The following is a 25486-nucleotide window of genomic DNA, read 5'->3' on the forward strand; positions in this document are numbered from 1 at the left end:
CATGACCGACACCCCGCCGGCCGTCGAACTGCACGTCCACGTCGAGGGCACCCTCGAGCCCGAGCTGATCATGGAGCTGGCGCAGCGCAACCGGGTCGCCCTGCCCTACGCCGACCTCGACGACCTCCGCGCCCGGTACGCCTTCACCGACCTCTCCCACTTCCTCGACCTCTACTACGCGAACATGGCCGTGCTGCGGCACGCGGAGGACTTCGCGGCGATGACGGCGGCCTATCTCGAGCGCGCCGCGCGGGCCGGGGTCCGGCACGTGGAGCTGTTCGTCGACCCGCAGGCCCACCTGGCCCGCGGCGTCGGGGTCGAGGTGGTGCTGGAGGGGGTCTCCGGGGCGTTGGCGGCGGCTCCGGCGGGGATGACGACGGGGCTGATCCCGTGCTTCCTGCGCGACCGGCCGGCCGAGGAGGCGTCCGAGGTCCTCGACGCGCTGCTCGCGAGCGGGACGCCGCTGCTGGGCATCGGGCTCGACTCCGCGGAGGCGGGCAACCCGCCCTCACGGTTCGCCGACGTCTACGCCCGGGCCCGGGCGGAGGGGTTGCGGCTGGTGGCGCACGCGGGGGAGGAGGGTCCGGCCGACTACGTGCGGGAGGCCCTCGACGTGCTCGGCGTGGAGCGGGTCGACCACGGGATCCGCAGCCTGGAGGACCCGGCCCTGGTCGCGCGGCTGGCGCAGGAGGCGGTGCCGCTGACCGTCTGCCCGCTGTCGAACGTGCGGCTGCGCGCGGTCCGCACCCTCGCGGCGCACCCGCTGCCGTTGATGCTCGGGGCGGGCCTCGCCGTCAGCGTCCACTCCGACGACCCGGCCTACTTCGGGGGCTACGTCGACGACAACCACCGTGCCGTCGTCGAGGCCCTGCACCTCAGCGACGAGCAGGTGCGCACGCTCGCGCTGAACGCCGTCGAGGCCGCGTTCGTCGACGACGCGCGCCGGGCGGAGCTGCGCGGGGAGGTGACCGCCTGGGCGGCGGCTCAGGCCTGAGCGTGGGCCCGGAGGAGGAAGGCCGCGGCGTCGTCGAGGTCGGTGAACCCGGCACCGAGGGCGTCGACGAGCAGGTCGTTCGACCCGCACGCCACCCGGCCGATCGTGTGCCGCGACCGGTCCACCGCCGGGAGCTCGACGCCGAGCACCGACGCCACGATCTCGCGCTTGCCCTCCCCGCCCGACCCGCCGTCGACGGTGAGGACCGGCAGGAAGCGCTCCGGGCGTGCGACCGCGAGGACGTGGGTGAGCACCGCCTCGCGCGCTCCGGGCATCGCGTGCGGGCTGGTCTGGTCGACGAGGGCGGTGAACCGCTCCTCGAGCGGCGGGTCGTCCGGGCTCTGCTCGTCCTCACCGGACTCGCCGCGCAGCAGGTACTCGATCGCGTCGCGGAACCGGCGCGACGCGTCGCGGTCGCCGAGCTTGCGCCACTCGCGGGAGAACGACGAGGTGTTGCCCGACAGCGCCAGGACGTCGGACGTGACGAAGTCCTTGAGCTGCCCGGGCTCGGTGTGCGGCAGCCCGGCGCGGCTGAACATGAGCTCGTGGAGCCGGCGGAAGTCGGCTGCGTACGGGTCGGGCCGGGGCCGCTCGCGCGGCCACGTCGCCTTGAGCGCTGCGAGCCGGCGGAGGTTCTCGTCGGGTACGTCGTCGAGGGTCGGGAACCTCCGGACGACGGGAGCGGGTGCGGCCGCCGCCGGGGCGGTGCGGGTGCGCGTGGACGTCGCGCCTCCGGTGCGTGGAGCGCGGGGTGTGGGGGTCTTCACCGGCTTCGGGGTCACCGCCCGGGGCGACACCGGCTTCGCACCGAGCATCCAGTGGTGGCCGCACGACGTGCACCGCATCTCGTTGCGGCCGTCGTCCGCCATCCCGACGTACTCCGCGGCCGCGGCCTCGCAGCTCGGACACGCCAGCGCCATCAGTCTCCCTCTCTCGGGCGGCCATGCCGCGCCCCATCATGCCGGGCCGGCGCCGCGCGCGCGCCCGACCCCGGGGCATCACGCCCGGATGCGCAGGCCCTTCGGGCTGTTGCGGAAGCCCGCCTCCGACAACGCCTCCGCGAGGGCCCCGTCGAGCGCGCTCGACCCGTCGGTCCGCTCCACCGACAACCCGCCGAGCGAGCCGTCGCGCACCGCCGAGGTCAGGGCGTTGGCGGCCTCGGTCAGCCGCTCGACGTCGTCGGTGAACGACAGCAGCGACTTCCCCCCGCGCTCGACGTAGATCGTCGGTTCGCCGTCGGTGAGGACCACGAGCGAACCGGCCTTGCGCCCGGGACGGTGGCCGGAGGACCCGTCCTGCGACGCGCGGGTGGGCGGCCACTCCAGCGCGGCGCCCCACGGCTGGGCGGGATCGGTCGCGGCGAGGACGAGAGCGCCCTGGCCGCGGGCCGAGGCGTCGTCGTCCCGGGAGGTCGCGCGGAGCCGGTCGATCGCCCCGGGGACGGCGAACTGCGCCGCCCCGAGCCCCTCGACGACGTACCCGCGCCGGCACCGCCCGGACTCCTCCATCGCCCGCAGCACCGGGTAGATCCCCGCGAAGCCGCCGGTCACCCGCTCGGTGTCGAGGGCCCCGCGCGTCAGCACGCCGTGCCGCTCGAGGAACGACTCGGTCCGGGCCTGCGCGCGCCGTGTGGCGTCCTCCTCGCGCTCCGGCACCAGCGACCACCGACCCGCCACCGTCGGCGGCCCCGTGCGCGACGGCATCTGCGGTCGGCCGACCCGGGCGTAGCGCCCGCGCGACGGCGCCCGGCGCTGCTTGTGTGCGGCCTTCGACCGGCCGCCGCCGCCCGACACCAGGGCCCGGACCGGCGCGAGCGTGTCGTTCGTGGCGAACCCGGCCCACACCAGGTCCCACAGCGCCTCGACGGTCGTCGGGTCGTCGGGGATCGTCTCCCCGGCGTCGCGCAGGAGGGTCCCGGCGCGGTCGGCGAGCGTGCGGAAGAAGAGCGCCCCGCCACCGTCCATGGCCTCGAGCAGCGCCCGGTGCAGTGGTGTGTCGGCGAGGTCGGCCTCCGGGTCGGGCAGCATCAGGTCGGCCACGTCGGCCGGCGCCGCCGCGAGCCAGCCGTCGCCGCCGGAGAGCGTGCCGCACCCGGTCCAGATCACCTCGCCGGCGCTGGTCAGCTCGTCGAGCAGCGCGGGGGTGTACCCGGGCAGGCGCGTCGGCAGCACCAGGGACTCCCACGCGCTGGCGGGGACCGGTGCTCCGGCGAGCTGCTCGACGACGTTGAGGACGTCGTCCGGGCTCGGCGCCCGGCGGCGTCGTCCGCCGATGCCGTGCCACGACGGCAGGAACCGCCCCAGCGCCGCCGGCTCGACCGGTTCGACCTCGGCCCGCAGCCGGGCGAGCGACCCGCGGCGGATCCTCCGCAGCACCTCGGCGTCGCAGAAGTCGATGCCGCCGTCGGGTGCTCCGCTCTCACCCGGCACCGGTGGCGCGTCGGTCGGCCGCAGTTCGCCGCGCACCAGACGTCCGGCGCCCGCCATCCGCTCGAGCACCGAGGACACGACGGCCGGCCCGAGGCCGAACCGTCGGGCCGCGGCGGACGCCGGGAAGGGACCCCGGGTGCGGGCGTACCGGGCGAGGAGGTCGCCCAGCGGGTCGGCCACCGGCTCGGTGAACGCCTCCGGCACGCCCACCGGAAGGCCGGCACCCAGGGCGTCCCGCAGGCGTCCGGCGTCCTCGATCGCGACCCACCGGGACTCGCCCGCGATCTTGACCCGCAGTGCACGGCGCGCGGTCTCCAGCTCCGCGAGCCACTCCTCGCGCACGCCGCGCTGCGCCGCCTCCGCGGTGGAGAGGTCGCCGACGAAGCGCAGCAGGTCGGCCGTGCCCTCGACGTCGCGCACGTGCCGCTCGGGGTCGGTGCGCTGCAGGCCGCCCTCGACCTCGGCGAGCACCTCGACGTCGAGCAGCTCGCGGATCGCCTCGGACCCGAGCAGCTCCGCGAGCAGCGTCGAGTCCAGCGACAGCGCCGCGGCTCGCCGCTCGGCCAGCGGGGCGTCCATCTCGTAGAGGAACATCCCGACGTACCCGAACATCAGCGTCCGCGCGAACGGCGAGGGTGACGGCGTGGCGACGTCGACGACCTGCACCGTCCGGGACCGCACGTCGTGCATCAGCTCGACGAGCCCGGGCACGTCGTAGACGTCCTGGAGGCACTCCCGGTAGGTCTCGAGCACCACCGGGAACTGCTCGTACTTCGACGCCACGCTGAGCAGCTGGGCGGCCTTCTGCCGCTGCTGCCACAGCGGCGTCCGCCGCGTCGGGTCGCGGCGGGGGAGCAGCAGGGACCGGGCCGCGCACTCCCGGAAGCGGGCCGCGAACATGGCCGAGCCGCTCACCTCGGCGGTGACCATCTGGTCGACCTCGTCGGGGTCGAGCAGGATGTCCTCGGCCCCGGGGAGGATCTCCGCGCCGGCCTCGTCGAGGGTGTCCGGCAGCCGCAGCACGATCCCGTCGTCGGCCGAGGCCGCCGAGACCTCCAGTCCGCGCTGCTCGCGGAACCGTGCCGCGATCGCGAGCGCCCACGGCGCGTTGACCTGCGCACCGAACGGGGAGTGCACGACGATCCGCCAGTCGCCCAGCTCGTCGCGGAACCGCTCGACCACGATCGTCCGGTCGCTCGGGACGTGCCGCGTCGACTCCCGCTGCTCGCCGAGGTAGCCGATGAGGTTGTCGACCGCCCAGGCGTCCAGCCCGGCCGCCGTCGCACGCTCACGGGCCACCGAGTCGTCGGCCGCGGCGACCTCGCGCACGAAGGCGCCCAGCGCACGCCCGAGCTCCAGCGGCCGGCCCTGCGCGTCGCCCTTCCAGAACGGCATCCGCGCCGGGACGCCGGGCGCGGGCTCGGCGATCACCCGGTCACGCGTGATGTCCAGGACCCGCCAGCTCGTGGACCCCAGCAGGAACGTGTCGCCCGCCCGCGACTCGTAGACCATCTCCTCGTCGAGCTCGCCGACCCGCGACCCGCCGGTGCCGTTCTCCCCGGACCCCGGCGTCACGACCGTGTACAGCCCGCGGTCGGGGATCGTGCCGCCGGAGGTCACCGCGAGCCGCTGGGCCCCCGGCCGCCCGGCCAGCTCGTCGGTGACGCGGTCCCACGTGATCCGCGGCCGCAGCTCGCCGAAGTCCTCGCTCGGGTAGCGGCCCGCGAGCATGTCCAGCACCGACGTCACCGCCGAGTCGGGCAGTCCCGAGAACGGGGCCGCGCGGCGGACCAGCGCCGTGAGGTCGGTCAGCGACCAGTTCTCCATCACGGTCATCGCCACGACGTGCTGGGCGAGGACGTCGAGCGGGTTGCGCGGGTAGCGCATCGCCTCGATCTTCCCCCCGGCCATCCGCTCGGCCACCACCGCGCACGACACGAGGTCGCCCCGGTACTTGGGGAACACCACGCCCTCGGAGACCGCGCCGACCTGGTGGCCCGCACGCCCGACCCGCTGCAGCCCGCTGGCCACCGACGGCGGCGCCTCCACCTGCACCACGAGGTCGACCGCACCCATGTCGATGCCCAGCTCCAGGCTCGACGTCGCCACCACGCACGGCAGCTGCCCGGACTTCAGCGCCTCCTCGACCAGGGTGCGCTGGGTACGGCTCATCGACCCGTGGTGGGCCCGCGCCACGATCACCTCGGCCGGCTCGGCGACCCCGGACTGGCCGACCGCCTCCGCCGGGAAGGGCCCCTTCGTGACGGCCGGCGTCGGCTCGTCGTCCTGGTCCTCCTCGTCGCCGTCGTCCAGGTCGACCGGCTCGGACTCCGCGGCCTGCATCGCCGCCCGCTCGGTGGCGAGCTCGTTGATCCGCGCGGTCAGCCGCTCGGCCAGCCGCCGCGAGTTCGCGAAGACGATCGTGGAGCGGTGGGCCTCGACGAGGTCGAGCACCTTCTCCTGCACCGCGGGCCAGATCGACGCCCGCTGTGCCGCCCCGGCCGCCGAGCCCTCGACCTCCTCCTCGACGCCCGGACCGCTCTGGTTGTCGCCCGCGTCCAGCGCACTCATGTCCTCGACGGGGACGACCACGCCGACCTGCACGACCTTCGTCGACTCCGGCTGCACCACGCGCACGGGCCGCCCACCCGCGAGGAAGGTGGAGACCTCCTCGACCGGCCGCACCGTCGCCGAGAGCCCGATCCGCTGGGCGGGCGCGTCGAGCAGGGTGTCCAGTCGCTCCAGCGACAGCGCCAGGTGCGCGCCGCGCTTCGACGCGAGCACCGCGTGCACCTCGTCGACGATCACGGTGTCGACGCCGCGCAGGGACTCCCGCGCGGCCGAGGTGAGCAGCAGGAACAGCGACTCGGGGGTGGTGACGAGGACGTCGGGCGGCGTGCGGTTGAAGGTGCGGCGCTCGTCGGCCGGGGTGTCGCCGGTGCGGGAGCCGACGGTGATGTCCGGCTCGGGCAGCCCGAGCCGGTGGGTGGCCTGGCGCAGGCCGGCGAGCGGCGAGCGGAGGTTGCGCTGCACGTCGACGGTGAGCGCCTTCATCGGCGAGACGTAGAGGACGCGACACCGGCGCTGCGGCTCCTCGGGCAGCGGCGCGGCGGCGAGCCGGTCGAGCGCCCAGAGGAAGGCCGCGAGGGTCTTGCCGGACCCGGTCGGCGCGACGACCAGGGCGTGCTCGCCGTCGGCGACCGCGTCCCAGGCGCCGGCCTGCGCCGCGGTCGGCTCACCGAAGGCGCCGGTGAACCAGTCGCGCGTGGCGGGGGAGAAGCGGTCGAGAACGGTCACAGCGTCATGGATACCCCGAGGGTCCGACACTCACCGTCTCTGCGAGAACCACCAGCGCAGCAGCACGACGAGCGCGGCCACCAGGCCGAGCACCGCGAGGACCGGTCCGAGCCACTCGTAGCCCGCCGGGGTCGGCATACCGATCTGCGCGAACACGACATCCACGACACCGAGACTACCGACCGCCCGGCACCGTCAGACCCGCGTCGCGCGCCAGCAGCGCGAGCTGTGTGCGGTTCTCCAGGTCGAGCTTGGTGAGCGCGCCGGACAGGTAGGTCTTCACCGTCGACAGTGAGAGCAGGAGCTCGGCCGCGATCCGCGCGTTGCCCCAGCCCTGCCCGACGGCGGCCGCCACGGCCCGCTCCTGCTCGGAGAGGGCGGCGAGCCGGTCGGTGGCCTCCCGGGCGGGGTTCGGGCCGCCCGTCGCCGCGGTGATGACCCGCCGCGCCACCCCGGGCGACAGGCTCGGCTCATTCCGCGCCGCGCGCCGCACCGCGTCCTCGATCTCCGCGGGCGCCGTGTCCTTCACCAGGTAGCCGACCGCGCCCGCCCGGAGCGCGTCGAGGACGTCGTCGTCGGACTCGAACGTGGTCAGGACCAGGACGGCGGGGGCGTCCGCACGCGTGGCCAGGTCGGCCGTCGCGCGGACTCCGTCGACCCGGCGCATCCGCAGGTCCATCAGCACGACGTCCGGGGCGTGCTCGGCGACCGCGGCCGGCACCTCGTCGCCGTCGGCCGCCTCGCCGACCACCTCGAGGTCGTCGGCGCCGCCGAGCATCAGCCGCAGCCCCGACCGCACGAGCGCGTCGTCGTCGACGATCAGGACGCGGATCACGCGGGTCACGTCCCTGCCCGCCAGGGCACCCGCACGGCGACCCGGAAGGACCCGCCGTCGGGACCGCAGGAGAGCACCCGGCCGCCCGCGAGCTCGACCCGCTCGCTGATCCCCACGAGGCCCGCGCCCGCCCCCGCGGTCGGGCGACCGCCCGACGTCGGGACCGGGAGCGGGTTGACGACGTCGAGCTCGGCGTCGGCTCCGGGACGCCCGCGCAGGCGGACCTCGATCGGCCGGCCGGGGGCGTGCCGCGTCGCGTTCGTGAGCGCCTCCTGGGTGATGCGGTAGAGCGTGCGCCCGCTCTCGGCGGGCACGGCGGCGGCCCCGCCGTCGAGGTCGTCGTGCAGCGCCACGTCGGCTCCGGCGGCCCGGACCCCCTCGACGAGGCGGTCGAGGTCCGCGAGCGTCGGCTGCGGCGCCCGGCCGGAGGAGTCCACCTCGTCGACGTCGGCCCGGAGCACCCCGAGGATCGCCCGCAGGTCGTTCAGGGCGTCCTGGGCGCCGCGACGGATGACGTCGAGCGCGTCGTCGAGCTCGGCGGGCTCGACCGAGCGTCCGCCGCCGCGGCGGTGGGCGAGCGCCGCCGCGTGCATGGACACCAGCGAGAGTCGGTGGGCGAGCACGTCGTGCATCTCGCGAGCGATCCGCGTGCGTTCGCCGGTGCGCGCCGCCTCGGCCCGCAGGGCGGCCTCGCGCTCGGCCCGCTCGGCGCGTTCGACCAGGGAGTCCAGCAGCTGGCGCCGCGCGCGCACCGCGGCCCCGGTCCCGATCACGGCCGCCGAGATCGCGGCGGCGTAGGCGAGCGACCCCCAGGACGACTCCGCCGGGGTGAGCGCGCGGAACGTCCACTGGAGGGGGCTCGCCGCCAGGGAGACGGCGATGACGACGGCGGCGACGTACCACGGCCGCCGGAGGGCGAGCGCGAAGGCCGCCACCGGGCCGGCGAGCCACGCGGTCGTCACGACCAGCCCCAGGACGGACACGGCCACCGTCACGGCGAGGGGGGCGCGGCGCCGGGCCAGGAGGAGCGCGGCCGCCACCAGCCCGCCCACGAGGTCCACCCACCACCAGGCCGGTGCCTCGACCGGGACGACGGGGGAGTACGGACCGAGCACCATCCACACGCCGAGCAGCGCGACGGCGAGCGCGCCGACGTCGGCGAGTCGACGGCGTGCACCGGTGTCCGTCACGGGACGGACGGTAGCGCCGCCCCCCGACGGTCCGCCTCGTCCGAAGGTCGACCACCCGGTGGCCGAAGGTCGACCCGACCGGGGACGAACACCGGAGGCGCGGACCGGCCCGCCCGGACCAGGCTCGTCGTCATGGTCACCGAGACGTCCGCGCCCGAGTCGCCCCGACCCGTCGCCGCATGGGCCGTCGCGCCCCTCGCGTCATCCGTCGGAGCCGTCGCCGGCGTCGTCGGGCTCGTCCACCTCGTGCTGTCGTTCGCCGACGGCCGCTGGTTCGACGAGATGCTGATGCTCGCGATCGGCCGGCACCACCTCGACTGGGGCTCCGCCGACCAGCCTCCCGTCGCGCCGCTGCTCGCCGCCGCGGCCGACGCGCTCGCCCCGGACCAGCAGTGGCTGATGCGCCTGCCCGCGGTCCTCGCGACGGCGGGCGCGGTGCTCCTGGCGGGCCTGATCGCCCGCGAGCTCGGGGGCGACGGCCGCGCCCAGACCCTCGCCGCGCTGGCCCAGGCCACCGGGATCTGGGCCGCCTTCTACGGGCACTGGCTGACGCCCTACGCGCTGGAGCCCGTCGAGTGGCTGGCGCTGGCGTGGCTGGTGGTGCGCTGGGTGCGGGTGCGCGACGACCGGCTCCTGGTCGCCCTCGGCCTGGTGACGGGGGTCGCGGCGCAGACCAAGTTCCAGGTGCTGCTGCTGGGCGCGGTGTTGGTCGTGGCTGTCGCCGTGTGCGGCCCGCGGGCGCTCCTGCGGCGCCCGGCCCTGGGGGTGGGGGTCCTGCTGGCCGCGGTGATCGCCGCGCCGACGCTGGTCTGGCAGGCCCTGCACGGGTGGCCGCAGCTGGCCATGGGCCCGGTCGTGGCCGGGGAGGCCGAGTACCTCTACGGCGGCCGGCCCGGGGTGGCCGTCCAGCTGGTCGTCGGGGCCGGTCTGCTCGGTGCCGTGCTCGGCAGCTACGGCCTCGTGCGTCTCCTCCGCCGCCCCGACCTGCGGTTCCTGGGGGTGACGACGGTGGCGCTCGCGGTCTTCTTCGTCGTCACCGGCGGGCGGCCCTACTACCTCGCCGGGCTCTACGGGCTCCTCGCCGCGGCCGGGGCGGTCGGCCTGCAGCGGCGCCGGGAGGCGGGGCGCACGCGGTGGCGGTGGGTGGCGTGGCCGGCGTCGGCCCTGAGCGTCGCCCTGGCGGCCGTCGTGCTGCACCTCGGGACGAGCAGCGCGAGCCCGGAGGTGCCCGAGCGGGTCGCGGACGGGACGGCGGCGGCGTACGCGGCGCTGCCCGCGGGGCTGCGGGACCGGACGGCGATCGTCGGCGAGTCCTACATCTACGCGACCTACGTCGACGTGTACTCGGCGCGGCTCGGGACCCCGGGGGCCCACTCGCTCAACCGCAGCTACGGGTACTTCGCCCCGCCGTCGGAGGATCTGGACGCGGCGCTCTGGATCGGGACCGGGCCGGGGCCGCTCCGGGGGTCGTTCGCCGCCGCCCGGCAGGTCGCCACGCTCGGCGACGCCCGGGACCCGGACAGCACCCAGCTGTGGCTGCTCACCGGCCGTCAGGAGCCGTGGTCGTCGATCTGGGACCGGGAGCGCCACCTCGACGTCTCCTGAGGGGCTGGTTCCCGACGACCGGTGGGGACCTACCCTCGACGGCGTGCGCCTGACCCACTTCCGGCAGCTCATGGAGGACGAGTTCGGTGCCGTGCGCGCCTCCTCGATCGCCCGGGACCACGTGTTCTCCGCGCTGGACGGCCGGACCGTGGAGCAGGCGCTGGAGGACGGTGACGAGCCCCGTGACGTCTGGCGCGCGGTCTGCGCCGAGTTCGACGTGCCGGCGTCGCGACGATGAGGTCGGAGACGACCGGCGTGTCCCCCTGCGGGATCGAACACGTGTTCGTCTACTCTGAACGCCGTAGGCGGTTGTCCCCACCGGCACCGACCGCCCCCGTTGTCCACAGCCGCAGACCACCGCGCACGACGTTGTCGGACCCCTGACCTAACGTCGCCGCCGAAAGCCACACCCGTCCCGAGGGGGAACCCCGAATGCCTCAGGCCCCGGATCGCGACAAGGCGCTCGAGCTCGCCCTCGCGCAGATCGACAAGCAGTTCGGCAAGGGCTCGGTGATGCGCCTGGGCGACGAGGGCCGGGCCCCGGTCAGCGTCATCCCCACCGGCTCGATCGCCCTGGACGTCGCACTCGGCGTCGGCGGCCTGCCGCGCGGCCGCGTGGTGGAGATCTACGGCCCGGAGTCCTCCGGGAAGACGACCGTCACGCTGCACGCCGTGGCGAACGCCCAGGCCCAGGGCGGCGTGGCGGCGTTCATCGACGCCGAGCACGCGCTCGACCCGGAGTACGCCAAGGCCCTCGGCGTCGACACCGACGCCCTGCTGGTGGCGCAGCCCGACACCGGTGAGCAGGCGCTCGAGATCATGGACATGCTGATCCGCTCGAACGCGCTGGACATCATCGTCGTCGACTCGGTCGCCGCGCTCGTGCCGCGCGCCGAGATCGAGGGCGACATGGGCGACAGCCACGTCGGTCTGCAGGCCCGCCTCATGAGCCAGGCGCTGCGCAAGATCACCGGTGCGCTCAACCACTCGGGCACCACGGCGATCTTCATCAACCAGCTGCGCGAGAAGGTCGGCGTCATGTTCGGCTCGCCGGAGACCACCACGGGTGGCCGCGCGCTCAAGTTCTACTCGTCGGTGCGCCTCGACATCCGCCGCATCGAGACGCTCAAGGACGGCACCGACGCGGTCGGCAACCGCACGCGCGTCAAGGTCGTGAAGAACAAGGTCGCGCCGCCGTTCAAGCAGGCCGAGTTCGACATGATCTACGGCCACGGCATCTCCAAGGAGGGCTCGCTGATCGACGTGGGCGTCGAGCAGGGCTTCGTCCGCAAGTCCGGGGCCTGGTACACCTACGACGGCGACCAGCTCGGGCAGGGCAAGGAGAACGCCCGGAAGTTCCTGCGGGAGAACCCGGACGTGGCCGGCGAGATCGAGAAGCGGATCAAGGAGAAGCTCGGCGTCGGGCCGAAGCTCGACGCCGACGAGACCGAGCCGGCGCCGGCCCCGGTCGACTTCTGATGGCCCTCGGGCAGCGGCCGCGGCGCCGTGCCCGGGAGGAACCGGAGCGGGAGGGTCCGCCCGACGCGCCCGCCGACCCCGAGTCGGTGGCGCGGACGATCTGCCTGAACCTGCTCACCGGGCGGGCGCGCACGCGGGCCGAGCTCGCGACCGAGCTCGCCCGTCGGGACGTGGCCGACGAGGTGGCGGTTGCGGTGCTCGACCGGCTCGAGGAGGTCCGCCTCCTCGACGACTCGGCGTTCGCCGAGCAGTGGGTCGACTCGCGGCACCGCCACCGCGGTCTCGGGCGACGGGCGCTGTCCCAGGAGCTGCGGCACAAGGGCGTGGACACCGAGGTCGCGAACGCCGCCCTCGACGAGCTCGACCCGGAGTCCGAGCGTGCGAAGGCCGCCGAGCTGGTCCGCCGTCGGCTGCCCTCCCTCGACCGGGTCGAGCCGCAGGCCGCGGCCCGGCGACTCGTCGGGATGCTCGCCCGCAAGGGATACGGCGCGGGCCTGGCCTACGACGTCGTCCGCACCGAGATGGCGGCACGCGGGGCGGAGTTGGAGGGCGACGTCCCGGACGACGACGCGCTCTGAGCGGGGCCGTGACGCTCCGTCCCCGACCAGGTGACAGGGATCACGACAACATCACCTGTGACCCGGACGACAGCCGGGAACGGCGAGTCGTAGTGTGCTGCGCACCACACGGCGTGACGCCGTGCGCAGCGCTTTCCACCACCACGGAGGGCCGGGCACCGGTCGTCACGCGAGCCCCGTCGACGAGGACCGGTGCGAGTGACCACCACAGCGCACGACCCCGGAGCGCCTTCGGCCGAGAACCCCGGCCGAGCTGACATCCGGGCGAGAACCCTCCGCCGCGACCGCTGGTGGCTCGCGCCGCTGGTGAACGCCCTCGGACTGGCCACGTTCGTCGTGTACGCGACGATCCGGTCCTTCTGGGGATCGGCGTACTACGTGCCCGAGTACCACTACCTCTCGCCGTTCTACTCGCCGTGCTTCTCGGCGAGTTGCGTGCCGGGGTCGAGCCACTTCGGGACGTTCCTGCCGGAGTTCCCGGCGTGGCTCCCGCTCGCGCTGCTGTCGCTGCCGTTCCTGCTCGGCTTCCGGGTCACCTGCTACTACTACCGGAAGTCGTACTACCGGGCGTTCTGGGCGTCTCCGCCGGCGTGCGCGGTCGCGGAACCGCACGGGAAGTACACCGGGGAGACCCGGTTCCCACTGATCCTGCAGAACGCCCACCGCTACTTCTTCTACATGGCGTTCCTGATCTCGCTGATCAACACCTACGACATGGTCGTGGCGTTCCAGAGCGACGCGCCCGACGGCTCGGGCCGGTTCGGGATCGGCCTGGGCAACGTCATCCTGCTCGTCAACGTGATCGGGCTGTGGCTCTACACGCTGTCCTGCCACTCCTGCCGGCACATCACCGGCGGGCGGCTCAAGCACTTCTCGAAGCACCCGGTGCGCTACAGGATCTGGACGGGGGTCTCGGCGCTCAACACGAGGCACATGCTCTTCGCGTGGATCACCATCGGGACGCTGATCCTCACCGACCTCTACATCATGCTCGTCGCGAGCGGCACCATCTCCGACCTGAGGATCGTGAACTGATGGCCGACACCAGCACACCGGACGTCGTCCACCACACCTACGACGTCCTCGTCATCGGCGCCGGCGGGGCCGGACTGCGTGCGGCGATCGAGGCACGCATGCGGGGCAAGCGCGTCGCGATCCTGTCGAAGTCGCTGTTCGGCAAGGCCCACACCGTCATGGCCGAGGGCGGGATCGCCGCGTCGATGGGCAACGCGAACCCCCGGGACAACTGGGAGGTCCACTACCGCGACACCATGCGCGGCGGGAAGTTCCTCAACAACTGGCGGATGGCCGAACTGCACGCCAAGGAGGCGCCGCAGCGGGTCTGGGAGCTCGAGACCTACGGCGCGCTGTTCGACCGCACGCCCGAGGGCAAGATCAGCCAGCGGAACTTCGGCGGGCACCAGTTCCCGCGCCTGGCCCACGTCGGTGACCGCACCGGCCTCGAGCTGATCCGCACCCTGCAGCAGAAGATCGTGTCGCTGCAGCAGGAGGACCACGCCCGCACCGGCGACTACGAGTCCGACCTGAAGGTCTTCCACGAGTTCACCGTCACCGAGCTGTTCAAGGAGGGCGACCGCATCGCCGGCGCCTTCGGCTACCGGCGACCGACGGGGGAGTACCTCTGCTTCCACGCCCCCGCGGTGGTGCTGGCGACCGGCGGGATCGGCAAGTCGTTCAAGGTCACCAGCAACTCCTGGGAGTACACCGGCGACGGCCACGCGCTGGCTCTGCGCGCCGGGGCCCGACTGATCAACATGGAGTTCGTCCAGTTCCACCCCACGGGGATGGTCTGGCCGCCCAGCGTCAAGGGCATCCTCGTCACCGAGTCCGTCCGCGGCGACGGCGGCGTCCTCAAGAACTCCGAGGGCGAGCGGTTCATGTTCCGCTACATCCCCGACGTGTTCCGCGAGCAGTACGCGACCAGCGAGGACGAGGGCGACCGCTGGTACGACGACGCCGACAACAATCGTCGGCCCCCGGAACTGCTGCCCCGCGACGAGGTGGCCCGCGCCATCAACAACGAGGTCAAGGAGGGCCGGGGCTCGCCCGCGGGCGGGGTCTACCTCGACATCGCCAGCCGCCGGACCACCGAGTTCATCCGCAAGCGCCTCCCGTCGATGTACCACCAGTTCAAGGAGCTGGCCGACGTCGACATCACGACCGAGCCGATGGAGGTCGGCCCGACCTGCCACTACGTGATGGGCGGGGTCGAGGTCGACCCGGACACCGCCTCCACCGTCGTGCCCGGGCTCTTCGCGGCCGGTGAGGTCGCGGGCGGCATGCACGGTTCGAACCGGCTGGGCGGCAACTCGCTGTCGGACCTCCTCGTCTTCGGCTGCCGCGCCGGTGCGGGCGCGGCCGACTACCTCGACGGACTGGCGGGGGTACCCGCCGTGACCGACGAGGCCGTGGACGCGGCGCTCGCCGAGTCCGAGAAGCCGTTCTCGGTCCGCGGCGAGGAGAACGCGTACACGCTGCACCAGGAGCTGCAGCAGACGATGAACGACCTGGTCGGCATCATCCGGCGGGCCGACGAGATGGAGATGGCCCTCAAGCGGCTCGCCGAGCTGCGCGACCGCATCCCGCGGGTCGGGGTCACCGGCGGGCGCGCCTACAACCCGGGCTGGCACCTCGCGATGGACCTGCGCAACATGCTCGTCGTCAGCCAGTGCATCGCGATGGCCGCCCTGGAGCGCCAGGAGAGCCGCGGCGGCCACACCCGCGACGACTACCCGGCGATGGACGAGAACTGGCGGCGCGAGCTGCTCAACTGCTCGCTGGTCGAGGGCCCGGAGGGCCCGCAGGTGGAGCTGGCCCACCAGCCGCAGCCGGCCATGCGGTCCGACCTGTTCGACCTCTTCGAGCTCGACGAGCTGAAGAAGTACTACACCGGCGACGAGCTCGGCGGTCACCGCGCGGATCAGGGGGTCTAGACCGATGGGTTACCGGGCGAAGTTCGAGGTCTGGCGCGGGGACTCCTCCGGCGAGGGCGCGCTGCAGCCGTTCGACGTGGACGTCGAGGAGGGCGAGGTCGTCCTCGACATCGTGCACCGGTTGCAGGCCACCCAGGCCGGCGACCTCGCGGTGCGCTGGAACTGCAAGGCCGGCAAGTGCGGCAGCTGCTCGGCGGAGGTCAACGGCCGCCCGCGGCTGATGTGCATGACGCGGATGTCGACGTTCGAGGAGAACGAGACGATCACGATCACGCCGCTGCGCACGTTCCCGGTCATCCGGGACCTCGTCACCGACGTCGACTTCAACTACGTCAAGGCGCGCGAGGTCCCGTCGTTCGCGCCGCCGGAGGGCGTGGCGCCGGGCGAGTACCGGATGAGCCAGGTCGACGTCGACCGGCCGCAGGAGTTCCGCAAGTGCATCGAGTGCTACCTGTGCCAGAACACCTGCCACGTGGTGCGTGACCACGAGGACAACAAGCCGGAGTTCGCGGGACCCCGCTACCTGATGCGGATCGCGGAGCTCGACATGCACCCCCTCGACGTCCGCAACCGCAAGGAGGACGCCCAGGAGGAGCACGGCCTCGGCTACTGCAACATCACCAAGTGCTGCACCGAGGTCTGCCCCGAGCACATCAAGATCACCGACAACGCGCTCATCCCCATGAAGGAGCGCGTCGTCGACCGGAAGTACGACCCGCTGGTGTGGCTCGGCAAGAAGATCTTCAAGCGCGAGGAGCTCGAGCAGCGCGAGGCCACCGGCCAGCGCTCGCTCGACGACGCCGGGCCCGAGAACGGGTCTCCGCTCCCGGCGGACTCGATCGGCCCGGTCGGCAGCTGACCCCGACGACGGGTCCGGCGCGTCCGGACCCGTCGTCGGGAATGCGGAGTCCAGCCGCCCAGGATCGTTCCCGGCCTGCCCGCATCGTCGCGCGCGGGGCCGGATCGGTCTGCGGGAGGCCGGAGACGCTCAGAGGAGCGCCAGGCCACCGAACACGGCACCCGCGGTTCCGGTCAGGAAGCTTCCTACGGTGGCGGCCAACATGATTCCGTCGTAGGCGTCCCGGCGCGTCGCCTGGTGAGCAGGCTTCGACGGGTTCGTTCCCGAGGGCGAGTCACGCCCCTGCCACACGAGCCGGAGATTCCGACCGGGATTGGTCAGGCTGAACAAGGAGAAGACCGCGTCTCGCTTCGCTCGGGCGTGGTAGCTGCACCCGCGGAACTTGCCGTGCACGGGCCTGATGCAAGCGCGGCCGGAATTCGTCATGTGGTCGCAGTAGGTCGGCATGGCGAAGAGCCACCAGAAGCCGAAGATCGAGAAACCGATCAGCACCAGGAACGGCGGCCAGACACGCTCACGGAGCACGACCCACCCGACGAGTTCGAGTATCACGATGAAACCGAGATCGCGGAGTTTCGTCCGTCGTCTCGGTCTCGCCACGAGGTGCCCTGCCCGTACTCGCCCGTCCCGGTCGAGATCCAGTGTGCGGGGGACGAGTCCGGTCAGCCGGGCCGCGAGCCGGTTTCGAGTCCGGATCGATGCACGGTCGAGGTCTTCGTCGCCTGTCGTGGCTCGGAGCCGACTCCGACACGGCGACGAGAGGTACACCAGACACGTTCGCGCGCACGCTGAGGTGCCTGACGTACCTCTCGATGCCAGCCGGACCGGGCCGGTCCTCGGGAATGTGGATTTCCTGGCGCTGGGTGCAAGCAGTGACGCATTGCTTGCACCCAGCCGCCCGTGACCCGGCCGGGGCTCAGCCCGCCGCGGCCTCCTCCACCGCCGGCGCCGCCGCGGACCGGCGGGTGCGCCGCTCCAGGTAGGTCGCGAGCGCCGTCAGGAGCAGGCACAGCGTGATGTAGACGATCGCGACGACGAACGCGACCGGCAGCAGCGGCCGCCCGAGCTGACCGGACGACCCGAGCACGCGGGCCTGGTAGAGCAGCTCGGGGTACAGGATGAGGAACCCGAGCGCGGAGTCCTTGAGCAGCACCACGAGCTGGCTGACGATCGTCGGCAGCATCGAGCGGACCGCCTGCGGCAGCAGGACGAACCGCATCACCGCCGACTTGCGCATCCCCAGCGCGTACGCCGCCTCGGACTGCCCGCGCGGCACCGCCTGGACGCCCGAGCGGAAGATCTCCGCGAGCACGGACCCGTTGTAGAGCGTCAGGCCCACGACGACGGCCGTGAAGGTCGAGACCGTGACCCCGACCGACGGCATGCCAAAGTAGAAGATGAACATCAGCACGACGAGCGGGACGGCGCGAAAGAACTCGACGACGCCGGTCGAGATCCCCCGTACCCACGCGTGGTCGGACAACCGGCCCAGCGCGAACACCGCCCCGAACACCAGGGCCAGCACCGCGCCGGCGGCGAACGCCCGCAGGGTGTTGCCCAGGCCCTCGAGCAGGGCGAGCTGGATGTTCTCGTAGAGGATCCATTCCCACACCGCGCCGTCGAACTGACCGGTCGCGGCCAGCCGGGCGATGATGAACGCGAGCAGCGCGGCGACCACGATCACCGCGACGACGCCGAGCGCCCCGTTGCGGGCCCGCGCCTTCGGGCCGGGGACGTCGAACAGGACGGCGGTCGGTGCACTCATCGGGCCCCCACTCGGACGCCGCCCGACGACGCCGACCAGCGGCGCTCCAGGGAGCGCTGCAGGAGCGTCATCGGGGTGATCAGGACGATGAAGCCCAGGGCGACCCACAGCAGGCCGACCAGGGTGGAGTAGCCGCGCTCGGACAGGGTCGAGTAGATCCCGCCCGCCTCGACCACCGAGAAGCCTGCGGCCACCGTGGTGTTCTTGATCAGCGCGATCTGCACGCTGGTCAGCGGGGGCACCACGGCACGGATCGCCTGCGGCAGGATCACCAGCGACAGCGACTGGCCGAACCCGAAGCCGAGCGCCCGGGCCGCCTCGGCCTGCCCGGGCGGCACGGTCGAGATGCCTGCGCGCACCGTCTCGCAGACGAACGCCGCCGTGTAGAGCGACAGCGCCACGACGGCCAGCGTGAAGTAGGAGAGGTCGACGATCTCCAGGCGCGGGAAGCCCAGCGCGAAGAAGAACATCACCAGGGTCAGCGGGGTGTTGCGCAGCAGCGTCACGTAGGCCGTGGCGGTCACCCGCATCGCCGGGACCGGGCTCACCCGCATCGCCGCCAGGACGGTGCCGAGGATCAGCGACGCGATCGCGGACAGGACGAACAGCTCGATCGTGCCGAGGAACCGCGTGCCGAACTCACCGAGGTTGTCGATCAGGACGTTCATGTCAGGCCTCCACGCGGACGGGGCCCGGCGCACCGGGCCCCGCCGTCGGCGAGATCAGTACCGCTGGATCGCGGGCGGGGTGGCCGGCGTGCCCGACTTGCCCAGCGTCGCGTCGTAGATGCGCTGCCAGGTGCCGTCGGTCTCGGCCTGCTGGAGCAGGTCGTTCACCTTGTTGCGGAAGGCCACGTCGTCGCGCGGGACGCCCACGCCGTAGGGCTCCTGGGAGAAGACCTGGCCGACGACCTTGAGCCGCTGCGGGTCCTGCGCGGCGAAGCCCTTGAGGATCGCGTCGTCGGTGGTGACGGCGTCCACCTGGTTCGCGATCAGCTGGTCGACGCACTGCGAGTAGTTCTGGAACTCGACGACGTTCTGCGGCTGGGTCAGGTTCTGCTGGCGCACGCGCTGGATCGGGGTGGAGCCGGTGACCGAGCAGACGCGTTTGTTCTGCAGGGTCGTCGGGCCGGTGATCGACGGGTCGTCCGCGCGGACGAGCAGGTCCTGGCCGGCCTGGTAGTACGGCCCGGCGAAGCCGACGCGCTGCTTGCGGTTGTCGTTGATCGTGTACGTGCCGACGTAGTAGTCGACGTCGCCGCGCGAGATCGCGTCCTCGCGGGCGGCGGAGGGGACGACGACGTAGTCGATGCGGTCGGCCGGGACGCCCAGGCCCGCAGCGATCATCCGCCCGATCTCGATGTCGAAGCCGGTGTACTGACCCGTGGTCGGGTCCTGCACGCCGAGGCCGGGCTGGTCGTTCTTGACGCCCATCTTGATCCGGCCCGCCTGCTGGATCTTCGCGAAGGTCGCCGAGCCCGGCACCTGCACGTTCTGCGCGACCGGGTAGCTGAGCTGCTCGGCGGGAGCGGCCCCGGGGGCACCCTCCCGGCCGCAGCCGGCGAGGACGAAGGCGGCGATGGCCACCAGGATGACGCCGACGCGTCTCATGACCGGACTCCTTAGTGAGTGAGGATCTTGCCGAGGAAGTCGCGCGCCCGCTCCGAGGAGGGGCGGCTGAAGAACGCGTCGGGGGTCGAGTCCTCGACGATCTCGCCGTCGGCCATGAACACGACGCGGTGCGCCGCGCGGCGGGCGAAGCCCATCTCGTGGGTGACCACGACCATCGTCATGCCGTCGCGGGCGAGGTCGGCCATCACCTCGACGACCTCGCCGACCATCTCCGGGTCGAGCGCGGAGGTCGGCTCGTCGAAGAGCATGACCTTGGGGTCCATCGCGAGCGCGCGGGCGATCGCCACGCGCTGCTGCTGCCCGCCGGAGAGCTGGGCGGGGTACTTCGCGGCCTGGTTGCCGATGCCGACCCGGTCGAGCAGGGTCTTCGCCCGGTTCTCGGCCTCGCCCTTCGACACCTTGCGCACCCGGGTCGGGGCGAGGGTGACGTTCTCCAGGATCGTCTTGTGGGCGAACAGGTTGAACTGCTGGAACACCATCCCGACGTCGCTGCGCAGCGCGGCCAGTTCGCGGCCCTCCGCCGGCAGCGGCTTCCCGTCGATCTCGACGGCCCCGGTGTCGATCGGTTCCAGGCGGTTGATCGCCCGGCACAGCGTCGACTTGCCCGACCCGGACGGGCCGAGCACGACGACGACCTCGCCCGGCGCGATCTCGAGGTCGATCTCGCGCAGCACGTGGAGATCGCCGAAGTGCTTGTTCACTCCGGCCAGTCGCACCATCGGCGTCATGAGTGGTCCTCCTCACATCGACGCGATCGAGTGCGAACCCTGCCGAGGTCTTGACGCAGCGGCCAGGGCTCTTGAGGAAGGCTTAGGGTTGTCTTGATCCGCCCGAAACGAGGTGACGCCCGTGCGCATCCTGCTGGTGGAGGACGACGACCGCGTCGCCGCCGCCCTGCGCACGGCCCTCGCCCGGCAGCAGATCGAGGTCGCCCGCCTCGCCACGGGCCGGGACGTGGTCTCCCACCTCGCCGGGATCGACGTGGTGCTGCTCGACCTCGGGCTGCCCGACGTCGACGGCATCGAGGTGTGTCGCCGCATCCGCGCGGCCGGCGACACCCCGGTGATCGTCGTGTCCGCGCGCGGCGAGGTCGACGACCGGATCCTCGGCCTGCACTCCGGCGCGGACGACTACCTGGTGAAGCCCTACGACGCCGGTGAGCTGCTCGCCCGCGTCCACACCGTGCTGCGCCGCCGGCGCCCCGAGCCCGCGGACGACGTCGTCGACCTCGGTGCGGGCCTCGTCGTCGACCTGGCCCGCCGCGAGGTCCGCGACGACGGGGCGGGGAGGTCGCCGGTCGCCCTGAGCCGCAAGGAGTTCGCCGTCCTCGCCCTGCTCGCGCGCGCGGACGGCGCGGTGTGCACCCGCGAGCGGATCGTCGCCGAGGTCTGGGGCCGCACGTGGCCGGGCGCAAACCGCACGCTCGACGTCCACGTCGCGACCCTGCGCACCAAGCTCGGCCGCCCCGAGCTCGTCGCGACGGTGCGCGGGGTCGGGTACCGGCTCGGCCGCTGACGTGCGCACACGCCTGCTCGTCGTCGTGTCCGTCCTCGTCGTGGCGGTCGTGCTCGGGCTGGGGATCCCGCTCGCGATGTCCGCGGCCGCGGGGTCGACCGCGGAGATGTTCACCGACCGGCTCGGCGACACCACCCGCTTCGCCGCCCTGGCCCAGCGCGCGATCACGGATTCGGACACCGCCGCGCTCGGCGCCGAGCTCGCGCGCTACGACCAGCTCTACGACGCCCCGGCCGCCGTGCTCGACCGCCAGGGCGACGTGCTCGTCGCCTCCCGCCCGGACGTCCTCGTCACCGACGATCCCGACGACGGGGCCCGTGTCGCCCTGGCCCTCGCCGGCCGCCGCTCGCCCACCGCGCAGACGATCTGGCCGTGGGACACGCGCCCGATGCTGCTCGCCGAACCGGTGCTCGTGGGCGGGGAGGTGCGGGGCGCCGCCGTCACGGTCTCGCCGACGGGAGCGCTGCGCGGCGGGGTGCTGATCGTCTGGGGCGGGCTCGCGGCAGCGGGCCTCGTCGCGCTCGCCGTCGCGGCGCTGGCCGCCCTGCCGCTGGTCCGCTGGATCCTGGCCCCGATCGAGGAGCTCGACGCCGGGACGGCGCGGGTCGCCGCCGCCGTCCGTGCCGGCCGCCCGGCCGAGCCCGTGGGGGCCGAGCGCGGCCCGCCGGAACTGCGCCGGCTCACCCGCGACTTCGACGCCATGGCGGCCACGGTCAGCGCGACCCTGGAGGCGCAGCGGTCGTTCGTCGCCGACGCCGGGCACCAGCTGCGCAACCCGCTGACGGCGCTGCGGCTCCGCCTGGCCACGCACGCCGAGGACCTCGTGGACGCGCCCGTCGCGCCCGAGGTCCGCGACGGTCCCGGGGCCGCCCTGGAGGAGGTCGACCGGCTCACCGCGGTGCTCGACGCCCTGCTCGCGCTCGCGCGCACCGAGGGCCGGGTGGCGCCGCCGGTCGAGGTGGCGCTCGACCGGGTCCTCGACGAGCGCGTCGGGACCTGGGCGGTGCTCGCCGAGTACGAGGGCCTGGACCTGCACCGCGCCGGGGCGCGCGGCCTGGTCGTGCCGTCCGACCCCGTCACGGTCGCGACCGTGCTCGACGCCGTCCTGGACAACGCCGTCAAGTACGCGCCGCCCGGCTCGGCGGTCGAGCTGACGACCGCACGCGTCGAGGGCGCGGTGGAGGTCGCCGTCCGCGACCACGGCCCCGGCCTGGCGCCCGACGAGCTGGACCGGGCCACGGAGCGCTTCTGGCGCAAGTCCTGGGAGGACGGCGGGTCCGGCCTCGGCCTCGCCATCGCCGCGCGCGGTGCCGAGCGTGCCGGTGCGGCCCTCGCGCTCGAGCTGCCCGACGACGGCGGGTTGCGGGTCGTCCTGCGGTGGCCGCCTACCAGGGCTTGAGCGCCCGGTAGGCCTCGGCCGCCCCGGCGTGCAGCGCCACCGGCTGCGTACCGATCGCGGTCCGCGGGTCCACGCTGCGCCCCGCCGGATCGGCGGCGACGAGTGCGTCGACCCGGTCGAGCAGGACCCGGGTGAGCCCGCGGGCGGTCGGGACGGGGAGCGCCGCCGTCACCAGCAGGACGTTGCGCACGGCCACCGTCGTCACCGGGTCCGTGATGCCGTAGGTGCGGGCGGGCACCGTCGTGACGTCGTAGACGGGGTAGGCCCGGCGCAGGGCGTCGACCTCGGTGGTGAGGTCGAGCAGCCGCAGCGGGACCGACCGCGCGAGCTCCTCCACCCCCGCCGTCGGGACCCCGCCGGACCAGAGGAACGCGTCGATGCGACCCTCGCGCAGCGCGGCGATCGAGTCGCCGAGGCCGAGCTGCACCGCGGACAGGCCGGTCTCCGGAAAGAGCCCGACCGTCGCGAGCAGCCGGGGCGCGATGACCAGCACGCCGGAGTTCGGGGCGCCGACCGAGACGCGGCGGCCGCGCAGATCGGCGAGGCGGCGGATGTCGGAGGACGCCGGGACGACGACGTGGATCGCGTCGTCGTGGATCCGGGCCAGCGCCTGCAGCGGGCGGTCGGGGCGGGCGCCGTCGACCGCGCCGTCGGCGGCCACGTCGAGCGCGCAGAAGGCGACGTCGGCGAGCCCGGACGCCAGCATCCCGACGTTGTCGACCGACCCCTGGCTGTCGAGCAGCGTCGTCGTCGCGCCGAGGTCGGTCCGCCAGACGTCCACCAGCGCGCCACCGAGCCGGTGGTAGACGCCCGCCGGGTTCCCGCTCGCGACGGCCACCGCCGCCCCGGCGCCGTCCCGGCCGCAGGCCAGCCCGGGGACTCCCGCCCCGAGCGTCAGCGCCCCGGCACCGAGCAGCACCGCGCGTCGGCCGACCACGGGAGCATCCTCGCAGCCCCCGGGCATACCCTGGACACCGATGAGCGGCCGTACCTTCGCGATCCGCACCCACGGGTGCCAGATGAACGTGCACGACTCCGAGCGGCTGGCCGGCGTCCTGGTCGAGGCGGGCTGGGAGCCCGCTCCGGAGGACCAGGCCGTCGAGGACGCCGACCTCGTCGTGTTCAACACCTGCGCGGTGCGCGAGAACGCGGACAACAAGCTCTACGGCCAGCTCGGGCGGCTCGCGCCGGTGAAGGCCGCGCGCCCCGACCAGCAGATCGCGGTCGGTGGCTGCCTCGCCCAGAAGGACCGCGGCACCGTCACGGCGAAGGCGCCGTGGGTCGACGTCGTGTTCGGCACGCACAACGTCGGGTCGTTGCCGGCCCTGCTGGAGCGGGCGCGGCACAACGGCGAGGCCCAGGTCGAGATCCTCGAGGCGCTCGAGACCTTCCCGTCGCACCTGCCGGCGCGCCGCGACTCGGCCTACTCGGGCTGGGTGTCGATCTCGGTCGGCTGCAACAACACCTGCACGTTCTGCATCGTGCCGTCGCTGCGGGGCAAGGAGGTCGACCGGCGCCCGGGGGAGATCCTGGGCGAGGTCGAGGCGCTGGTCGCCGAGGGCGTGCTCGAGGTGACCCTGCTCGGGCAGAACGTCAACGCGTACGGCGTCTCGTTCGAGGACCGCGCGACCGGCCGCACCGCCTTCGCGGACCTGCTGCGCGCGTGCGGCGACGTCGAGGGGCTCGAGCGGGTGCGCTTCACGAGCCCGCACCCGCGGGACTTCACCTCCGACGTCATCGCCGCGATGGCCGAGACGCCGAACGTCTGCCCGCAGCTGCACATGCCGCTGCAGTCCGGCTCGGACCGGGTGCTCAGGGCGATGCGGCGCTCGTACCGGGCGAAGCGCTACCTCGACATCGTCGCCGAGGTCCGCGAGGCGATGCCCGACGCGGCACTGACCACGGACATCATCGTCGGGTTCCCCGGGGAGACCGAGGAGGACTTCGCGGAGACGCTGCGCGTGGTCGAGGAGTCCCGCTTCTCCCAGGCGTTCACGTTCCAGTACTCGCCCCGCCCCGGCACTCCGGCCGCGACCCTGCCCGACCAGGTGCCCAAGGCCGTCGTCCAGGACCGCTACGAGCGGCTGGTCGCGCTGCAGGAGGAGATGTCGCTGGCGGGGAACCGCGAGCAGGTCGGGCGCGAGCTGGAGCTGCTGGTCGCCACCGGTGAGGGGCGCAAGGACGCCGCGACCCGGCGGATGTCCGGCCGCGCCCGCGACGGTCGGCTGGTGCACTTCACGCCCACCGGCGTGGACGGCCCGATCCGCCCGGGGGACGTCGTGACCGTGCGCGCCACCTACGGCGCCCCGCACCACGTCGTCGCCGACGGGGACGTGCTGTCCCACCGCCGCACCCGGGCCGGCGACGCGCACGAGGCGGGCACGCGTCCCACCACGCCGCGCGTCGGGTTGGGGCTGCCGGCCCTGGGGAAGCCGCAGGACCAGCCGGTCGAGACCGGATGCGGCGTCGAGACCAGCACCGTCGGGAGCCCCGCGTGAACCCCTTCGACAGCGACACCGAGGCCGAGCGCGAGCAGCCGGCCCGGCCGTCGATCTCCCGCGAGGTCGACTTCGGGCCGAAGGTGCTGGTCGTCGCGATCGCGATCTTCGTGCTGCTCGTGGCCGCGATCCTGCGCTGGACCGCCGGCGGGGCGACGGGCTGGCAGGTCGTCTCGGGGGATCCGGGCGTCACCGTGCTGCCGCGCCTGTTCTCGATCCTCGCGCTGGTGTTCGGCGTGGCGGCGTCGGTCGCCGCGGTGATGACGCGGCGCTGGGTGGTCGTCTTCGTGACGGCGGCCGGCTGCGCGATCACGTCTGTGACCGGGGTCTGGGCGGTGTGGTCGCAGAACACCGTGCCCGGCGGCGGGCCCGGGTTCGGGCTGGTGCTGGCGCTGCTCGCGATGGTGGTGCTCACCGGACGCTGGGCGGGCTGGGCGTTCTCCCGGACCTAGTGGGCC

The 25486-nt window shown here is 73.6% G+C and carries 23 protein-coding genes; 12 read left to right on the forward strand and 11 right to left on the reverse strand.

Annotation, left to right across the window (positions count from 1 at the left end; all coding sequences use genetic code 11):
- Position 1 precedes the first annotated feature (1 nt).
- Positions 2–994, forward strand: coding sequence for an adenosine deaminase (locus QRT03_RS10410; protein WP_286052643.1), 993 nt, complete (start codon positions 2–4; stop codon positions 992–994).
- On the opposite strand, the gene QRT03_RS10415 is transcribed toward QRT03_RS10410, so the two are convergent.
- The 5 genes from QRT03_RS10415 to QRT03_RS10435 form a co-directional block, all read right to left on the reverse strand.
- Positions 985–1914 (reverse strand): hypothetical protein, encoded by a 930-nt coding sequence (locus QRT03_RS10415; RefSeq protein WP_286052644.1) that lies wholly within the window; start codon positions 1912–1914, stop codon positions 985–987. The genes QRT03_RS10410 and QRT03_RS10415 overlap by 10 nt on opposite strands.
- Positions 1915–1992: 78 nt before the next feature.
- Positions 1993–6720, reverse strand: coding sequence for an ATP-dependent helicase (locus QRT03_RS10420; protein WP_286052645.1), 4728 nt, complete (start codon positions 6718–6720; stop codon positions 1993–1995).
- A 30-nt stretch (positions 6721–6750) separates the two neighbouring features.
- Positions 6751–6885, reverse strand: coding sequence for a hypothetical protein (locus QRT03_RS10425; RefSeq protein WP_286052646.1), 135 nt, complete (start codon positions 6883–6885; stop codon positions 6751–6753).
- A gap of 10 nt (positions 6886–6895) precedes the next feature.
- A complete protein-coding gene (locus QRT03_RS10430) occupies positions 6896–7555 on the reverse strand; it encodes a response regulator transcription factor (protein WP_425604815.1) in 660 nt (219 codons plus the stop codon).
- Between the two features lie 5 nt (positions 7556–7560).
- The gene (locus tag QRT03_RS10435) at positions 7561–8745 is read right to left on the reverse strand and encodes a sensor histidine kinase (protein WP_286052648.1); all 1185 of its coding nucleotides are present in this window, start codon (positions 8743–8745) and stop codon (positions 7561–7563) included.
- A gap of 132 nt (positions 8746–8877) precedes the next feature.
- On the opposite strand from QRT03_RS10435, the gene QRT03_RS10440 reads away from it, so the two are divergent.
- From QRT03_RS10440 to QRT03_RS10470, 7 genes are all read left to right on the forward strand, one after another.
- Entirely contained in the window at positions 8878–10350 is a 1473-nt protein-coding gene (locus QRT03_RS10440; RefSeq protein WP_286052649.1) for a glycosyltransferase family 39 protein, read from the forward strand.
- A gap of 43 nt (positions 10351–10393) precedes the next feature.
- Positions 10394–10588 carry a DUF3046 domain-containing protein gene (locus tag QRT03_RS10445; RefSeq protein ID WP_286052650.1) on the forward strand — a complete coding sequence of 65 codons (195 nt, stop codon included), beginning with the start codon at positions 10394–10396 and terminating at the stop codon, positions 10586–10588.
- Positions 10589–10782: 194 nt separating this feature from the next.
- Complete coding sequence (gene recA / locus QRT03_RS10450; RefSeq protein ID WP_286052651.1) at positions 10783–11829, forward strand: recombinase RecA; 1047 nt, start codon at positions 10783–10785, stop codon at positions 11827–11829.
- Positions 11829–12407, forward strand: coding sequence for a regulatory protein RecX (locus QRT03_RS10455; RefSeq protein WP_286052652.1), 579 nt, complete (start codon positions 11829–11831; stop codon positions 12405–12407). Before recA ends, QRT03_RS10455 begins: the two co-directional genes overlap by 1 nt.
- Before the next feature lie 198 nt (positions 12408–12605).
- Positions 12606–13442, forward strand: coding sequence for a hypothetical protein (locus QRT03_RS10460; RefSeq protein ID WP_286052653.1), 837 nt, complete (start codon positions 12606–12608; stop codon positions 13440–13442).
- Entirely contained in the window at positions 13442–15361 is a 1920-nt protein-coding gene (locus QRT03_RS10465; protein WP_286052654.1) for a fumarate reductase/succinate dehydrogenase flavoprotein subunit, read from the forward strand. Before QRT03_RS10460 ends, QRT03_RS10465 begins: the two co-directional genes overlap by 1 nt.
- 4 nt (positions 15362–15365) lie before the next feature.
- Positions 15366–16220, forward strand: coding sequence for a succinate dehydrogenase/fumarate reductase iron-sulfur subunit (locus tag QRT03_RS10470; RefSeq protein ID WP_286052655.1), 855 nt, complete (start codon positions 15366–15368; stop codon positions 16218–16220).
- Positions 16221–16349: 129 nt separating this feature from the next.
- Here the strand turns inward: QRT03_RS10470 and QRT03_RS10475 are convergent, their stop codons facing one another.
- From QRT03_RS10475 to QRT03_RS10495, 5 genes are all read right to left on the reverse strand, one after another.
- Positions 16350–16772: a hypothetical protein gene (locus QRT03_RS10475; RefSeq protein ID WP_286052656.1), complete on the reverse strand. Its 423-nt coding sequence runs from the start codon at positions 16770–16772 to the stop codon at positions 16350–16352.
- A 364-nt stretch (positions 16773–17136) separates the two neighbouring features.
- Positions 17137–17985, reverse strand: coding sequence for an amino acid ABC transporter permease (locus tag QRT03_RS10480; RefSeq protein ID WP_286052658.1), 849 nt, complete (start codon positions 17983–17985; stop codon positions 17137–17139).
- Positions 17982–18653, reverse strand: a complete 672-nt coding sequence (locus QRT03_RS10485) for an amino acid ABC transporter permease (RefSeq protein WP_286052659.1) — start codon at positions 18651–18653, stop codon at positions 17982–17984. The genes QRT03_RS10480 and QRT03_RS10485 overlap by 4 nt, the downstream gene beginning before the upstream one ends.
- 54 nt (positions 18654–18707) lie before the next feature.
- Positions 18708–19595, reverse strand: coding sequence for a glutamate ABC transporter substrate-binding protein (locus tag QRT03_RS10490; protein WP_286052661.1), 888 nt, complete (start codon positions 19593–19595; stop codon positions 18708–18710).
- 11 nt (positions 19596–19606) lie between these two features.
- A complete protein-coding gene (locus QRT03_RS10495) occupies positions 19607–20335 on the reverse strand; it encodes an amino acid ABC transporter ATP-binding protein (protein ID WP_286053346.1) in 729 nt (242 codons plus the stop codon).
- Between the two features lie 130 nt (positions 20336–20465).
- Between QRT03_RS10495 and QRT03_RS10500 the strand changes: the two genes are divergently transcribed.
- Both QRT03_RS10500 and QRT03_RS10505 read left to right on the forward strand, forming a co-directional pair.
- Positions 20466–21131, forward strand: a complete 666-nt coding sequence (locus QRT03_RS10500) for a response regulator transcription factor (RefSeq protein WP_286052662.1) — start codon at positions 20466–20468, stop codon at positions 21129–21131.
- A gap of 1 nt (position 21132) precedes the next feature.
- Complete coding sequence (locus tag QRT03_RS10505; protein WP_286052663.1) at positions 21133–22530, forward strand: sensor histidine kinase; 1398 nt, start codon at positions 21133–21135, stop codon at positions 22528–22530.
- Here QRT03_RS10505 and QRT03_RS10510 read toward each other — a convergent pair.
- Positions 22517–23467, reverse strand: coding sequence for a TAXI family TRAP transporter solute-binding subunit (locus tag QRT03_RS10510; RefSeq protein ID WP_286052664.1), 951 nt, complete (start codon positions 23465–23467; stop codon positions 22517–22519). The genes QRT03_RS10505 and QRT03_RS10510 overlap by 14 nt on opposite strands.
- A 40-nt stretch (positions 23468–23507) precedes the next feature.
- Between QRT03_RS10510 and miaB the strand changes: the two genes are divergently transcribed.
- Positions 23508–25028, forward strand: a complete 1521-nt coding sequence (miaB, locus tag QRT03_RS10515) for a tRNA (N6-isopentenyl adenosine(37)-C2)-methylthiotransferase MiaB (RefSeq protein ID WP_286052665.1) — start codon at positions 23508–23510, stop codon at positions 25026–25028.
- Positions 25025–25480: an Rv2732c family membrane protein gene (locus tag QRT03_RS10520; protein ID WP_286052667.1), complete on the forward strand. Its 456-nt coding sequence runs from the start codon at positions 25025–25027 to the stop codon at positions 25478–25480. Before miaB ends, QRT03_RS10520 begins: the two co-directional genes overlap by 4 nt.
- Positions 25481–25486 lie beyond the last annotated feature (6 nt).

It is taken from the genome of Actinomycetospora termitidis (genome assembly GCF_030286555.1).
GTDB classification, from domain to species: Bacteria; Actinomycetota; Actinomycetes; order Mycobacteriales; family Pseudonocardiaceae; genus Actinomycetospora; species Actinomycetospora termitidis.

Coding starts and splice junctions, on each gene's coding strand:
- QRT03_RS10455 (WP_286052652.1), top strand. CDS start 11,829: ATGGCCCTCGGGCAGCGGCCGCGGCGCCGTGCCCGGGAGGAACCGGAG.
- QRT03_RS10465 (WP_286052654.1), top strand. CDS start 13,442: ATGGCCGACACCAGCACACCGGACGTCGTCCACCACACCTACGACGTC.
- recA (WP_286052651.1), top strand. CDS start 10,783: ATGCCTCAGGCCCCGGATCGCGACAAGGCGCTCGAGCTCGCCCTCGCG.
- QRT03_RS10470 (WP_286052655.1), top strand. CDS start 15,366: ATGGGTTACCGGGCGAAGTTCGAGGTCTGGCGCGGGGACTCCTCCGGC.
- QRT03_RS10485 (WP_286052659.1), bottom strand. CDS start 18,653: ATGAACGTCCTGATCGACAACCTCGGTGAGTTCGGCACGCGGTTCCTC.
- QRT03_RS10480 (WP_286052658.1), bottom strand. CDS start 17,985: ATGAGTGCACCGACCGCCGTCCTGTTCGACGTCCCCGGCCCGAAGGCG.
- QRT03_RS10410 (WP_286052643.1), top strand. CDS start 2: ATGACCGACACCCCGCCGGCCGTCGAACTGCACGTCCACGTCGAGGGC.
- miaB (WP_286052665.1), top strand. CDS start 23,508: ATGAGCGGCCGTACCTTCGCGATCCGCACCCACGGGTGCCAGATGAAC.
- QRT03_RS10415 (WP_286052644.1), bottom strand. CDS start 1,914: ATGGCGCTGGCGTGTCCGAGCTGCGAGGCCGCGGCCGCGGAGTACGTC.
- QRT03_RS10440 (WP_286052649.1), top strand. CDS start 8,878: ATGGTCACCGAGACGTCCGCGCCCGAGTCGCCCCGACCCGTCGCCGCA.
- QRT03_RS10490 (WP_286052661.1), bottom strand. CDS start 19,595: ATGAGACGCGTCGGCGTCATCCTGGTGGCCATCGCCGCCTTCGTCCTC.
- QRT03_RS10495 (WP_286053346.1), bottom strand. CDS start 20,335: ATGGTGCGACTGGCCGGAGTGAACAAGCACTTCGGCGATCTCCACGTG.